We start from the raw sequence: 14,160 nt of genomic DNA, 5'->3' as shown, positions 1-14,160 counted from the left end.
TCTCTTCATTATAAAAAATCAATCGATAATTCCAATTTCACACAAAAAAACGACTCACGGAGAGTCGTCTCTAGAAAATGATTAAGGAATTAACAGTAACTTTCCTGTACTACGTCGGCTTTCTAAAAAGTCATGCGCTGCTTTTCCATCAGATAAAGCAAAAATTGTCGGAGAGGGCAGGTTAAGGTGACTAGATAAAATCCAATCAAACAGCTCACCCGATCTGCGGATGCGTTCCTCAGAAGACGTTAACACATTCCAAAGGTCGCCACCTGTTAATGTTTTGGACGTATCCATTAAAAAGCGTGGATCGACAGGTGCGGGATCACCGCCTGCCATACCATAGAAGACGACGGTCCCATGTACTTTCGTTACATGGAAACTGTCCATTAGCGTAGAACCGATAGACTCATAAACGACATCGACCCCTCTACCAGAAGTTTGTGTAAGCACTTGCTCGACCCAGTTCTCTGAGTACAAATAGACAGACTCACAACCGGCAGTTTTTGCGATCTGTGCCTTATCGGGAGAAGAAGTTAAGCCAATCGGAGTTGCACCAAGTAAACGAATGAGTTGTGTCAGTAATTGCCCCACGCCACCGGCAGCAGCGTGAACTAAGACGGTATCTCCTGGTTGAACGTGATAACTGTCGCGAGTCAAATAATGTGCCGTCAATCCTTGTAATAAGACAGAAGCTGCTGTTTCGTATGAGATACCGTCAGGAAGCGGAATCAATTTATCAACGGGTGCCGCCACGTACTCAGCGTTCGCAAGCGGAACGTCCGCAAAAGCAATCCGTTGACCTACATGGAACGTTGAAACGGCTGCACCGATTGCGGTGATGACTCCTGCTCCTTCGTAACCTAAAATATAGGGAGGCTGTCCTTCTAAATGATAGTTTCCTTTTCGACGATAAATATCTGCAAAATTCAGACCGATCGCTTTCATTTCAATCAGAACTTCCTTTTCGCTGATTGTTGGCGTTGGCACGTCTTCGAAGCGTAATACATCAGAACCTCCGAATTCGTGGAATGTTAATGCCTTCATCTCAACACATCCTTCTTTTAAATCTGCTTATAGTATAAAGCAGAACATCTGAAAATGATGGACAGATGCGTTACACTAGAAAAAAAGAAGAAAGAAGGGACGTTATGAAACGTGTCTTAATGGGAGGCATTCGCTTTTATCAAAAAGTCATTTCTCCCATGAAACCAGCCACATGTCGATTCTATCCGACGTGTTCCCATTACGGGATGGAGGCAATTGAACGTCATGGTGCAGTAAAAGGGAGTTATTTGACGACACGCCGTTTGCTCCGTTGCCAACCGTTTCATCCAGGAGGTCTCGATTTCGTTCCAGAACCTGATCAGTTTAGTTGGAAAGCGCCGTTACAGCGAGAAAATCCCCGTGAGAAGGTCGAAGTCACTGTGGAATAAGTCATGTTAGGGTTTATGTTAATAGTTTAATGAATGAAGAAAAAGGGGGGTGTGTTACCGGAAATCATCGGTAACACCCCCCTTTAATTGTTTCATTTGTTGAACGCTCATAGTTTACCTGTTAAAAACTGTGCTTCACCGAGACCGAAACTCCAGTCCGCCGCATCATTTTCGACGATTGAAACCATTAAATCAGTCGGAGCAAGTCCACAATTTGCTTCTAATCGTTCAGCGAGCAATTGATAGAGACGTTGCTTCTTCTCTTTCGTCCGCGTTTTACTTGTCACACTGATAAGGACGATATCTTTACTCCGCTTAAAACCAAGACCTGTATCTTGAATGACCATTTCGTGGGCTTTGTGTGTATGCACGATTTGATACCGATCACGTTCCGGTACGTCGAATGCTTCGACCATCGCGTCATGTGCAGTGTTGAGTAACACGTTCAACTCTTCTTCAGAACGTCCTTCAATGACGTCGAATCGTAATAATGGCATAACCGTTCAGCTCCCTTTTTAAGTATGTAGAGCAGGGAAGAGTTCCCTGCTCTCGATTATTTATTCAAAGAATGGTTTGTATTGGCGGCGATCATGCATGACGGACAACCATTGTACAGTTGAGAATTCTTCAAGTACCCATTCACCGTTAAAGCGACCAAGTCCTGAATCTTTTTCACCACCAAATGGCATATGTGGCTCATCGTTGACCGATTGGTCGTTGATGTGAATCATACCTGTCTCGACTTCCAGTGCAAAAGCGGTCGCACGTTCAATAGATGAACCGTGCACTGCACCACTCAATCCGTATGGAAGAGAGTTTGCGATTTCAAGTGCCTCTTCATCTGTATCGAATGGGATGATGACTGCAACTGGTCCAAAGATTTCATTTTTAGCAAGCGGCATATCGTTCGTGACGCCTGTGACGACAGTTGGCGCAATGACGTTGTCTTTTGCTTCTCCACCTACACGAACGGTTGCACCGGCAGCTTTTGTTTTTTCAAGATCTTCAAGGATGCGTTCGACTTGTGATTGATTGATGAGTGGTCCGACTTGTGTCCGGTCATGTGATGGATCACCATACTGTAATTCTTTCACACGAGCAACGTATTTTTCGACGAACTCATCATGAATCGAAGAAGCGACAAGAATTCGGTTCGTCGACATACAGATTTGACCTTGATGATAGAACTTGCTGTAGACAGCAGATTCAACCGCACGATCGAGATCAGCATCATCAAGTACGACGAAGACGTTGTTTCCGCCAAGTTCAAGCGCTGTTTTCTTCAGGTGTTTACCGGCAAGTTCTCCGATGTGGCGACCGACTTCAGTTGATCCTGTAAAGGAAATCAAGCGTGGGACAGGGTGTTCGACGATGGCGTCACCGATTTCTGAACCACGACCGACGATAACATTTAAAACACCTTTTGGTAATCCAGCTTTTTCAAACAGGCTAGCGAAAATTAAACCGCCTGAGACAGGTGTGTCTGTTGCCGGTTTAACGACGACTGCATTCCCAATAGCGATAGCAGTAGCGATCGACCGCACAGCTAAGTGGAACGGGAAGTTCCATGGACTGATGACACCGATGACGCCAAGTGCTTTACGATAGATTCGGTTTTCTTTGCCTGGTACGACCGATGGACGAATTTCACCGTGCATCCGTAATGGGAAGGTAGCAGCTTCTTTTACGATCAAGACTGAGGCGAGGAATTCACCTTCCGCTTTAATACGTGTACTTCCTGACTCTTTGATTAGCCAATCGATGATAGTCTCTTTTTCTTCGTACAACACCTTCAGGAAGTTTTCGATGAGACCTTGGCGTTTTAAGGCAGGAACTTTCGCCCAGTCTTTTTGAGCAACTTGAGCCGCTTCATACGCATCATCTAAATCTTGTTGGTTCGCGGCAGAGATCGTAAAGAGCTCTTCTCCAGTGAATGGATTTGTGTTCGTCATGTTGCTGTCACTTGCGCCTGTGCGCCACTGACCGTCAATATAAATCTTCGTAAAATCCGTATGCAATGTAGCTTCGTTTTGTTGAGCCATCTCATTTCATCCTCCATTCGTTATTATAACAATTAAGTTATTCACGTTATGAAAAGAAGTAAAACACATCCATACACTTCTACCAAACATATTGCTCAAAATCAGTCAGTCAAGCGGGTTTTAAAGAACTTTAAACCAGGAATTTAACCAATATAATGCTATAAAAATGAGTGGGATCGTTCTTTTTTAGAAGGACGATTGAAACAAGCGCTTGATGAAACCTTTGCCTCTTCACGTTCGTAATAAAAGCAAGAACTTTAGAAGAAGGGAGGGATGGAAGTGACAATTTTATTATGGAGTCTAATCGTCGTGTGTTTTCTCGTCGCTTTTGCAGGACTCGTATATCCGATCATCCCAAGTGCGCCGATTTTAGTAGTAGGCTTTTTGATTTATGGATTCGGATTCGGTTTCTCTGAATTATCAATTAGTTTTTGGGTGATTCAAGCGATTTTCATCATTCTCTTGTTCACACTGGATTATCTCGTCAGCGCCTACACTGTTGATCGACGGGGAGGATCTCAAGCGGCTAAAATCGCGACGACAGTGGGATTGATTGCTGGACCGTTTATTTTACCAGGAATCGGACTATTGATTTTCCCGTTCGTCTTTGCCATCTTGACGGAAAAAATCATTAGTAAAAAAACATGGCAAACAGCCGTTTCAGTAGGGATCGGTACGGTTCTCGGTATCTTATCAAGTGCGTTGTTAAAGGGAATCGCGATGTTGCTCATGATTGTAATCTTCATCCTATACGTGGTCTGACCGATTGAAATCGTGTCTTCAAGTACACATTTTGCAAAAGTTCCGTTATAGTATGAATATGAAAAAGTAAGGAAGCTTTGAAAGAATAAAGCTTCTTTTTGCTGTAAACGACCAGATGCCTTTGCATCTGGCTTTATATTAATGGAGGTGAATCCCCTTTCTTCGGGGAAACGATTGGACAGTACACACTCAATGGAGACATTCGACACGACGACGATCATTATTCGACTACTCGTCATTGCACTACTCATCATTTTAACCGCTTTTTTTGTTGCCGCCGAATTTTCGGTCGTCAAAATGCGAATGTCTCGAATCGATCAGTTGATTACAGAAGGAAGCAAGACTGCGAAAGTAGCGAAAAGGCTGCTTGAGAATTTGGATTATTATTTATCAGCCTGTCAACTTGGAATTACCGTGACAGCGCTTGGTCTCGGGTGGTTAGGAGAATCGACGGTAGGTGCGATTCTCAGTATGTTGTTCGAAGAAATCGACATCCCAAACTCCGTTTCGACGATCATTTCGTTCGTCCTTGCATTCTCAATTGTAACGTTTCTTCATGTCGTGCTTGGAGAACTAGCTCCTAAGTCCTTGGCTATTCAAAAGACGGAAGCCATCACGATGTTACTCGCACCACCGCTTTATTGGTTCGGTAAGGTCATGAAACCTTTCATTTGGACATTGAACGGTTCAGCCCGGGTCATTCTTCGTTTGTTTGGTGTTGAACCTGCTGGTCACGAAGAAGTTCACTCGGAAGAAGAAATTAAAATCATCATGACGCAGAGTTACAAGAGTGGAGAAATCAACCAGACCGAACTTTCCTACATGCAAAATATCTTCTCGTTCGATGAGCGGATCGCGAAAGACATCATGTTACCGCGGACAGATTTAATCACGATTTCGAACGATGCATCGATGGAGGACATTATTCGTCTCGTTGAAGAGTATCAGTTCACACGTTATCCGGTAGCGGAAGAAGGAGATAAGGATAAAATCCTTGGCTTCATCAATGCAAAACAATTATTTACGGACCATATGGCGAACAAAGGGAAAGCATTAAGTTATTACATCCATAACTTGCCGATCGTATCCGAGTATTCACCGCTTCAAGACGCAATGCTGAAGATGCAGGTGGAACGGACGCCAATGGCACTCGTCATTGATGAATACGGAGGGACAGCTGGTGTCATCACGATGGAAGACATATTGGAGGAAATCGTCGGAGAAATCCGAGACGAATTCGATAAAGATGAGAAAGCGGATATCGAACAGATTCATGAGCGATTATACCGGATTTCAGGTCGTGTCTTAATTGATGACTTAAATGAACGCTTTAACCTAGGTATTGAAGAAGAAGATATTGATACGATTGGTGGTTGGGTCATGGCACAGGATACAGAAGTATCAAGTGGTCAAGAATTCCGCTATCAAGCGTATACGATCAAGGTCATGGAAGTCGATAACCACCAAGTGAAGTCGATTTATCTTCAATTGCCTGATCAAGAAGAAGTTGCAACAGAGGATATCGGATAAAATAGCAAAATCAAAAGACGATGGACATTAAGTTCATCGTCTTTTTTCGTTATTGAAAGAATGGCAGGGTAAAGGGATTGAACACTCCTTGTGTTTATCTCCGCCAGTGACGGGTATTACTGTTTATGTGGCAAAAAAGTCTTTTTTTAATTCAACAGGAAAAGGGGTTTTCTATCATGTCAAACGTCATTCTTACTTCACGCGCATCTGCAGTCGGTGGTCGCGACGGGAAAGTCGCTTCAGATGATAACGTCATTAATCTTGATTTAGTCATGCCTGGAACAAAAGGCAAAGAAGACATTCCGACATCAAACCCGGAACAGTTATTCGCAGCAGGATATGCCGCTTGTTTTGATGGTGCCTACAATTTGATGGCGCGCCAAGCGAAAAAACGAGTCGAGACGCGGACGAATTCAGAAGTCAGCCTCTTACAGGACGAAGCGGATAACGGTGTGAAAATTGCGGCGAAACTCGTCGTCGAAGTCGTTGGGGTATCGCAAGAAGAAGCAGAAGAACTACTTGAGAAGACACACAATTTCTGCCCGTATTCAAAAGCGACTCGTGGCAACATCGATGTTGACCTTTCTGTTAAAGTCGTCGATTCGTTATAAGAATACATCCTTAAGGAGGGTTTTCGATGGCACCAAAAGAAACCGATCGTCCAAATGAAAAATTGGAAGATGAACGGGATCGTCTGTCTGATAAAGAACGGAAACTGACAGAGGAGCAGCAAAAGGAAATCCTAAAAGGGAAAAACGAGATGCCAGATGATCCGGTTTCTCCACGAGATCGCGGAGAAGATCCGATTTAAATTCAAATAACTTGGGAGATGAATCACATGTCTAAAAAAGTAGCAGTCGTACTCGCCGATCATTTTGAAGATGTAGAATTCACTGGACCGGTTGATGCGTTAAAAGAAGCGGGGCACGACATTACTGTCATTGGTGCCAAAAAAGGTGCAGAGCTTGTTGGTAAACAGGAAGATGCAAAAGTAACCGTTGATCTCTCAATTGATGAGACATCGGCGGCAGACTATGATGCCCTTTTGATACCAGGTGGATTTTCACCAGATTTACTACGCGAAGATGATCGTTTCGTCTCATTCGTCGAAGAATTCGATATGTCAAAAAAACCGATCTTCTCGATCTGTCATGGACCTCAGTTGATGATTAACGCCAAAATCGTTAAAGGAAGAAAAATGACAGGTTATAAATCAATTCGCATCGACCTAGAAAATGCTGGAGTAGATTTCGCGGACGAAGAAGTCGTCGTTGATGATAATTTTATCTCAAGTCGACAACCGGATGACATTCCTGCATTCAATCGAGAAATCGTTGCAAAACTCGGCTAATCGTATAAAACAAAAATCAGCACTGCGTTGTCGCAGTGCTGATTTTTTTATGAGTTCTCTGGATAATCACAGAGTTCCGTGATAACCCCATGTGAATGACGAGGGTTCATATAAATCAGTCGTCGTCCAAACGGCGTCGTTCGATACGTATCTTCTAAAAATGTTAAGCCTTGTTGTTTTGCTTCGGCGATTGCTTGATCTAAATCATCAACACGGTAGGCAATGTGATGGACTCCTTTTCCACGTTGTTTTAAAAAACGAGCGATTGGACTATCCTGGCTAGTTGGTGTCAACAGCTCGATATGCGCATCATCGAACTCGATGACGGCGATGTTGGAAGCGACACCAGGTGCGGGGTTTGAGTACTCTTTTGTTAATGTTCCACCAAGTACTTTTGTATAAAATGAGATTGCTTCTTGCATATCGCGAACGGCGATGCCGGTATGATCTAGTTTCATCTGATGTTTCCCTCCATTCGCTTCAGTTTCCCAAAAATGAATTAAAGTTGCAATGGGAAGCTGTTTTCCATCATTTTCTATTACATAGAAGAGGAACAATTTATTTAAAATGAAATATCACTGAAATATTATGGAAGAGGAATGAATGCTATAATCAAAAACGTTCCTATAAATAAGAAAAACTATTATAGAATTTAATTTTAACGTAACTGTTATTCCATATAATTCATCGACATACTACTAGAGAAAAAGAGGGAATACTACATGAAAAAAACGTTCGCGTCGCTCATCGTTTCCGCACTAGTTCTTTCATCAGCACCCCATTTTGCAGCAGCTGACGATTTAAGTGAACAGAAAGCTAAAAACGAACAACAGCAACAAGACAATGCTAAAAAACAAAAAAACTTAGAGTCTTCCGTTAATCAGGAGGGTCAAAAAATTTCTAAGACGCAACAAGAAGTCAATCGATTAGACGAAGCCTTGAATGAAAAGATCTTTGCTGTCGAAACGAAAGATCGTCAAATTAAGGCGACGGAACGAGAAATCGTTCAACTTGGAAAAGAAATCGAAAAGTATAAAGCGAAATTAAAACGCCAAGAAAAACTACTTGGGGATCGTCTTCGTGTCATGCAAGAAAATGACGGGAACTCGATTAAATGGGAAGAAGTCATTTTTGGGGCAAAAAACGTCGGTGACCTCGTTAGCCGTGTCATGGCCGGAAAATCGATTTCAAAGCAAGATGATAAAATGATCACGGATTATCAAAATACGCAAAAGCAATTAGCGGATGCACAACAAGAAGTGAAAGACAAGAAAGCACAATTGGTTGTTGAAAAGCAAGAATTGAAACGCCAACAAGCAGAACTTGAATCGCAATTAAAAGAGCGAAACAAACGCTTAAAAGAATTACGTAAGAAAAAAGAGAAATTTGAAACACAATTGATGGATGCAAAAGAAGTCCAGCAAATTCTGATTGCTCAAGAAAAAGCGATTGCAGCTGAAAAGGCAGCACGTGAACGTGAAGCACGTATCGAAAAAGAGCGTCAAGCTCAAGCAGCACGTGAAGCAAAAGCGCGAGCAGAAGCTGAAGCAGCTCAAGCAGCGGCTCAAAAAGAAGCTGAGCAACAAGCAGCTAAAGAAGCAGCGGCTCAGCAGGCAGCACAAGAGAAAGCGTCGCAAGCAGCGAAACCTTCTGGTTCGACGAAACAATCGACTCCAAAAGCATCTACACCTGCGCCAGCACCAGCTGCGCCAGCACCAGCTGCGCCAACACCGTCAGCACCTGCGACACCTAAACCGTCACCATCATCCGGTGGTCTGTTCATCCATCCAACGGTTGGGGCTGTCACGCAAGGCTATGGCTCAGCAGGTGGAGAAAACGGTTATACGTTCCATAACGGGATCGACTTTGGTGGTCCGGTTGGAACTCCAATCGTTGCAGCTGCAACAGGAACAGTCATTACAGCATCAGGTGGTGGTCCTTACGGAAACCACATCATGATTGCTCACCAATTAAACGGTAAAACGTACACAACATTGTATGCTCATATGAGCGCACTCAATGCTCACGCAGGTCAACGCGTCAGTCAAGGTGAACAAATCGGTTTACGTGGAAGTACTGGGAATTCAACTGGTCCACACTTACACTTTGAAATCCACGTCGGTGGATACAGCTATAGTGCAACTGGTCCAGCTAGCTCAGTGAACCCAATGACGATGTTTTAAACAGTAAAGAATCGTTGCTTATGCAGCGGTTCTTTTTTTGCGATTTTCAAAAAATAAATGATTATATTACAAAAAAACGTTTTCATTTGAAATGTAAATGAAATTTTTTTGAAACGATTAGGGTGCTATAATCTATTTCAGATATGAGAGAAACTTGAATACTATAATAAAATATGAAAAACATAAGTGAGGAAAACGATATATGCTAAAAAAACTAATTTCTACCATTGTTTTAGGAGCATTACTTATAACAGGAACACAACCAATTGCGGCAGCAACGATCAAAGAAAAAAAGGCTGAAAATGCCGCAGAACAACGTAAATTAGAAAAAGCAATTAAAAAACAAGAGTCGAAAATTTCGAAAGAACAACGTCAAATCAATCGAATCGATGCAGCGATCAACGAAAAGATTTTTCAGATTTCCGAAAAAAATAAACAAATCGAGAAATTGAATTTGCGAATCGATGAATTAAAAGCAGACATCGTTCGCTACGAAGAGATGTTGAAAAAACAAGAAGAACTACTCGGTGATCGTCTACGTGTCTTCCAAGAAAACGATGGAAACTCAATCAAATGGGAAGAAGTCATTTTTGGATCGAAGGATTTAGGTGATTTATTTAGTCGTGTCATGGCAGGGAAAAAAATCGCAGAGCAAGATGATAAAATGATTTCGGATTACATCGCAACCCAACAAAAGCTAGCGGAAGCAAAACAAGCGCTCGTTGAAAAAAAGGCGGAGCAGGTTGAAGAGAAGAAAACATTAATCGAACAAAAAAAAGCGTTGAAAGTTCAAATGAAAGAACGCAGTGCTACGCTTAAAAAATTACGAAAAGGTAAGACGAAGTTTACGACAGAACTTCTAGACGCGAAAGAACTACAAGCCACACTTGAAGCTCAAGAACGTGCGATTGCGGCAGCGAAGGCAGCAGCTAAAGTAGCGGCTGAAAGAGCAGCAGCCGAGAAAGCAGCAGCTGAAAAAGCCGCTAAAGCGAATGCTCAAGCAGCAAAACAAGCAGGTAAGAGTTCAGAATCACCTACTTCAGTTGCCCCACCCGTTGTTTCGAGCGGTGGGAAATTCGTTCGTCCATCTTCTGGTGGCGTATCACAAGGGTTTGGACCAGCAAGCGGTGCGAACGGCTATACGTTCCATAATGGTGTCGATTTCAGTGGTTCGGTCGGCTCACCAATCGTCGCAGCAGCAGCTGGAACGGTCATTACAGCTTCAGGTGGTGGGCCTTATGGAAATCACGTCATGATTTCTCACTTCCTTGACGGGAAAGTCTATACGACAGTCTACGCTCATATGAGTTCATTATCTGTTCATGCAGGACAAACAGTTTCTCAAGGTCAGCAAGTTGGAACACTTGGTAGTACTGGGAATTCAACAGGACCACACTTGCATTTCGAACTACATGTCGGAGGCTATCAGTACAGTGCCTCTTCTCCTCTGAATGCAGTTAATCCATTAGCATACCTATAATTCAAAACGAGCTTCGGCTCGTTTTTTTCTTGCCGCTATGCTACAGTTAAGGCGAAATGAATACTTGAGCAACTAGGGGAGCTGGAGGAATCCGGCTGAGAGGAAAACCAATCTGTTTTCGACCCTATTACCTGAACTGGATAATACCAGCGTAGGAAAGTTGAGCCGAACGGATACCGAAATGGTTGGATAACGATTTCGTATAGCGTCGACTGCTTTTTTACAGCGGTCGACGCTTTTTTTGTCGGTAACAACTCCCTTACATTGCTCGATGGAAAGGTGAGAAAAATATGAAACATGTATTGACGATTGCGGGATCTGACTCCGGTGGTGGAGCTGGAATTCAGGCAGATTTAAAGACATTTTCGGCATTGGGCGTTTATGGGATGAGTGTTTTGACGGCGGTAACGGCTCAAAATACACTGGGCGTTCAAGCAGTAGAAGAGTTATCATCGGAAATCGTTGATGCCCAATTAGCTTCAATCTTTTCAGATATTCGTGTGGATGCTATCAAAATCGGTATGGTCTCGAATGCACAAACGATTCACGTCATTGCAACACATCTTCGCAAACAGACAGTTCCGATCATACTAGACCCTGTCATGGTCGCAAAAGGCGGGCATGCCCTATTGCGGACGGAGGCAGAGGAAGCACTAATCGCGGAGTTACTGCCACTTGCGACACTCGTCACACCAAATTTACCGGAAGCAGAGCGCTTAACAGGGCAGTCAGTTACTAATCTAGAGGAGATGCGACTGGCGATGCATCAGTTGGCTATGAAGACTGGAGCCGTCTTGCTAAAAGGTGGACATCTACCGGGAGCTGCCACGGATTTATTATGGGACGGGCGAGAGGAATATCGTTTCACATCAGATCGGTTAGATAATCAACATACTCACGGAACAGGCTGTACCTTATCTGCAGCGATTGCGGCACGGATGGCACTTGGAGAAGCTTTACCGGACAGTGTACGTCAGGCCAAGAAGTATGTTACAGAGGCGATTCGTCATGGATTTGCTCTCGGACAAGGGATTGGACCGACACATCATTTTCATTCACTTTGGAGGGATACACATGTTTACGACCATTCTTAAACACAAACCACTCATTCATCATTTGACGAACACAGTCACGATCAATGATTGCGCCAATGTCACACTCGCCGTTGGCGCATCTCCAGTCATGGCGGAGGATATTCGCGAAGTGGAAGAGATGGTTCGACTTGCGCAAGCTCTTGTCTTGAACATTGGAACAATTGATGCAGACATGCAAGCAGCTCAACGACTCGCCGCAAGCGAAGCGAGACGCTTGAACGTTCCGATCATCCTTGATCCAGTTGGAGCGGGAGCTACATCATTGCGTACGTCCTTTTCAAAAGAATTGAGTAGACTCGGATGTACGGTCGTTAAAGGAAATGCTTCAGAAATCAAGACATTGCTTGGGGAGAATGGACGAACAAAAGGAGTCGATGCTGCTAGTGATGAGATCATGGATCGAGAAATCATTCGTGCATTCGCTCGTAAACAAAAGTCCGTCATTGTCGTCACAGGTCCAATCGACTACATCACGGATGGCATGCGCGAAGTGGAACTACAAGTAGGTACGCCGCGTCTCGGAGACGTCACAGGTACGGGGTGTATGACAGCTTCTTTGATTGCGAGTTTTCTTGGTGCAGGATATTCTGCGTTTGAGGCAGCAGTCCACGGAACATTTATCATGGGAAAAGCAGGAGAACAGGCAGCATCAGAAAAAGGTCTAGGTAATTTCAAACGAGAGTTGTTCAATGCAATCAGTCTGATGACGGAGCAAGATTTGATGGAGGTGGTAGAACATGTCAATTGATTATTCCATTTATGCGGTGACAGATCGTCGATATCATCCGGGAGTCGCAATCGAAACGGTCGTTGAAGAAGCGATTTTAGGTGGTGCAACGATTATACAATTACGGGAAAAAACAGCGCAGGGAAAGGAATTCTTCGAACAGGCAGTCCGGTTAAAGAGATTGACGGATCGTCATGATGTTCCTTTGATTATCAATGACCGAATTGATATTGCGTTACTTGTCGGAGCTGGTTTGCATATCGGACAAGAAGATATTCCTCTAACCGCAGCGCGACGTCTCTTACCGAACACTGTGATCGGCGTATCGGTAGCAACCGTCGCGCAAGCGATTGAAGCAGAACGAGATGGAGCATCTTATTTAGGTGTAGGTTCTCTATTTGCGACGTCATCGAAAGCAGACGCCGACTCGATGTCACACACGATGCTTCAAGCGATTCGCGAAGCCGTGCGCTTACCTTTAATCGGCATTGGTGGAATTACGGCAACGAATGTCGCTTCTCTTCCTATCCCATTAGAAGGATATGCGGTCATCTCGGAAATTTTTGCTAAAGAAGATCGACGACGTGCTGCACAACATATGACAGATGCTGTATGGGAATGGCATCAATCTCTTCAGAACAGGGTATAATCCGTTCAGAGGTGATTGTATTGAAATGGCAGACGATCCGTTTTCGGGGCTATTGGATCCGGTATCGATTGGAACCACAAATCATTCGCGTGGATAATCGGGGGATCTACCATTTGGGGAAAATTTTATTTCCGCGTCCTAATCGTGTATCTTATAAAATGGCTCTCTTGCTGAAGGAAAAGTATGAAAGACGCTACAAACGTCCGTTGTATATCAAGACAAGTTCGATCGCTACAGAAATTTGGGGACACACCCACTTAGACATCTATTATCGAATACTGCTTCGTCTCCCGATTCCTTCTCGATTACGTAAGCGTTATAGGAATCGATTGGAGAGTACGAAGATCATCGATATCGGTGTACGTGCGGTCGATCAAAATCGAATCGTTTGGGATATCGGTGATTACGTAGGGGGATGGTTTGTATTTTGGCTCATTCGTAGGCGGATGCGCTGAACTTGCAAATGTCCTGTTTCTCATGGTGCAATATAGAAATAGAAACGAGGTGACGGACATGGACATTCCCCGTTGTGAAACGATTGCTATTGATGAACAGCGTGCGTCTGAGATTGGACAAGTCGTTGATACGATTCCGACGCTTGAAATCGGAAAATTATTTAAGATCCTTTCAGATGCGACACGACTACGAATCGTTTATGCGTTGACGATCGAAGAGGAATTGTGCGTTTGTGACGTCTCTGCTTCTGTCGACTGCTCGATTGCGACAGCATCTCATCATCTTCGCTCCCTGTTGAAACAAGGGCTCGTCAAGTTTCGTAAAGATGGAAAAGTCGTGTATTATTCTTTAGATGACCATCATGTGTCGTCGCTTGTTCATATGGCGATGGAGCATGTACAAGAGGGAAAAGCAGTATCTGAATAATTTTTAGAGTAAACGAAAAGCGCA

17 protein-coding genes and 1 riboswitch are annotated in these 14,160 nt (G+C 43.7%); of the genes, 13 read left to right on the top strand and 4 right to left on the bottom strand.

What is annotated here, in order from left to right; genetic code table 11:
• Positions 1-81: 81 nt before the first annotated feature.
• A complete protein-coding gene (locus B3S86_RS14595) occupies positions 82-1,047 on the bottom strand; it encodes a quinone oxidoreductase family protein (RefSeq protein WP_290754077.1) in 966 nt (321 codons plus the stop codon).
• Positions 1,048-1,151: 104 nt separating this feature from the next.
• Here B3S86_RS14595 and yidD point away from each other — a divergent pair, with 104 nt between their 5' ends.
• A complete protein-coding gene (gene yidD / locus B3S86_RS14590) occupies positions 1,152-1,436 on the top strand; it encodes a membrane protein insertion efficiency factor YidD (RefSeq protein ID WP_035412458.1) in 285 nt (94 codons plus the stop codon).
• 107 nt (positions 1,437-1,543) lie between these two features.
• Here yidD and B3S86_RS14585 read toward each other — a convergent pair whose 3' ends face one another.
• Positions 1,544-1,933: a tautomerase family protein gene (locus B3S86_RS14585; RefSeq protein ID WP_056063504.1), complete on the bottom strand. Its 390-nt coding sequence runs from the start codon at positions 1,931-1,933 to the stop codon at positions 1,544-1,546.
• A 60-nt stretch (positions 1,934-1,993) separates the two neighbouring features.
• Entirely contained in the window at positions 1,994-3,478 is a 1,485-nt protein-coding gene (locus tag B3S86_RS14580) for an aldehyde dehydrogenase family protein (protein ID WP_081780441.1), read from the bottom strand.
• Between the two features lie 279 nt (positions 3,479-3,757).
• On the opposite strand from B3S86_RS14580, the gene B3S86_RS14575 reads away from it, so the two are divergent.
• The 5 genes from B3S86_RS14575 (at position 3,758) to B3S86_RS14555 (ending at position 7,121) form a co-directional block, all read left to right on the top strand.
• Positions 3,758-4,240 (top strand): DUF456 domain-containing protein, encoded by a 483-nt coding sequence (locus B3S86_RS14575; RefSeq protein ID WP_035412760.1) that lies wholly within the window; start codon positions 3,758-3,760, stop codon positions 4,238-4,240.
• Between the two features lie 192 nt (positions 4,241-4,432).
• Positions 4,433-5,770 carry a hemolysin family protein gene (locus B3S86_RS14570; RefSeq protein ID WP_056063508.1) on the top strand — a complete coding sequence of 446 codons (1,338 nt, stop codon included), beginning with the start codon at positions 4,433-4,435 and terminating at the stop codon, positions 5,768-5,770.
• 176 nt (positions 5,771-5,946) lie between these two features.
• Positions 5,947-6,381, top strand: a complete 435-nt coding sequence (locus B3S86_RS14565) for an organic hydroperoxide resistance protein (RefSeq protein ID WP_035412467.1) — start codon at positions 5,947-5,949, stop codon at positions 6,379-6,381.
• Between the two features lie 26 nt (positions 6,382-6,407).
• Positions 6,408-6,581: a hypothetical protein gene (locus B3S86_RS14560; RefSeq protein ID WP_197026247.1), complete on the top strand. Its 174-nt coding sequence runs from the start codon at positions 6,408-6,410 to the stop codon at positions 6,579-6,581.
• Between the two features lie 27 nt (positions 6,582-6,608).
• The gene (locus tag B3S86_RS14555) at positions 6,609-7,121 is read left to right on the top strand and encodes a type 1 glutamine amidotransferase domain-containing protein (RefSeq protein ID WP_214856425.1); all 513 of its coding nucleotides are present in this window, start codon (positions 6,609-6,611) and stop codon (positions 7,119-7,121) included.
• A gap of 47 nt (positions 7,122-7,168) precedes the next feature.
• On the opposite strand, the gene mce is transcribed toward B3S86_RS14555, so the two are convergent.
• Complete coding sequence (gene mce, locus B3S86_RS14550; RefSeq protein ID WP_035412473.1) at positions 7,169-7,579, bottom strand: methylmalonyl-CoA epimerase; 411 nt, start codon at positions 7,577-7,579, stop codon at positions 7,169-7,171.
• A 264-nt stretch (positions 7,580-7,843) separates the two neighbouring features.
• On the opposite strand from mce, the gene B3S86_RS14545 reads away from it, so the two are divergent.
• The 7 genes from B3S86_RS14545 (at position 7,844) to B3S86_RS14515 (ending at position 14,136) form a co-directional block, all read left to right on the top strand.
• Positions 7,844-9,304 (top strand): murein hydrolase activator EnvC family protein, encoded by a 1,461-nt coding sequence (locus tag B3S86_RS14545; RefSeq protein WP_290754057.1) that lies wholly within the window; start codon positions 7,844-7,846, stop codon positions 9,302-9,304.
• A gap of 202 nt (positions 9,305-9,506) precedes the next feature.
• Positions 9,507-10,784 carry a murein hydrolase activator EnvC family protein gene (locus tag B3S86_RS14540; protein ID WP_290754054.1) on the top strand — a complete coding sequence of 426 codons (1,278 nt, stop codon included), beginning with the start codon at positions 9,507-9,509 and terminating at the stop codon, positions 10,782-10,784.
• A gap of 64 nt (positions 10,785-10,848) precedes the next feature.
• Positions 10,849-10,959: riboswitch (TPP riboswitch) on the top strand.
• Positions 10,960-11,074: 115 nt separating this feature from the next.
• Positions 11,075-11,878, top strand: coding sequence for a bifunctional hydroxymethylpyrimidine kinase/phosphomethylpyrimidine kinase (thiD, locus tag B3S86_RS14535; protein ID WP_290754051.1), 804 nt, complete (start codon positions 11,075-11,077; stop codon positions 11,876-11,878).
• A complete protein-coding gene (gene thiM, locus B3S86_RS14530; RefSeq protein WP_035412483.1) occupies positions 11,859-12,626 on the top strand; it encodes a hydroxyethylthiazole kinase in 768 nt (255 codons plus the stop codon). Before thiD ends, thiM begins: the two co-directional genes overlap by 20 nt.
• Entirely contained in the window at positions 12,616-13,254 is a 639-nt protein-coding gene (thiE, locus tag B3S86_RS14525) for a thiamine phosphate synthase (protein WP_035412485.1), read from the top strand. The genes thiM and thiE overlap by 11 nt, the downstream gene beginning before the upstream one ends.
• Positions 13,255-13,367: 113 nt before the next feature.
• Positions 13,368-13,709, top strand: a complete 342-nt coding sequence (locus B3S86_RS14520) for a hypothetical protein (protein WP_290754046.1) — start codon at positions 13,368-13,370, stop codon at positions 13,707-13,709.
• A 58-nt stretch (positions 13,710-13,767) separates the two neighbouring features.
• Entirely contained in the window at positions 13,768-14,136 is a 369-nt protein-coding gene (locus tag B3S86_RS14515) for an ArsR/SmtB family transcription factor (protein WP_035412491.1), read from the top strand.
• Positions 14,137-14,160 lie beyond the last annotated feature (24 nt).

Source organism: Exiguobacterium sp. UBA3968, assembly GCF_002385115.1.
Taxonomy (GTDB): Bacteria; Bacillota; Bacilli; order Exiguobacteriales; family Exiguobacteriaceae; genus Exiguobacterium_A.
This window is presented reverse-complemented; position numbering and strand designations above follow the sequence as displayed.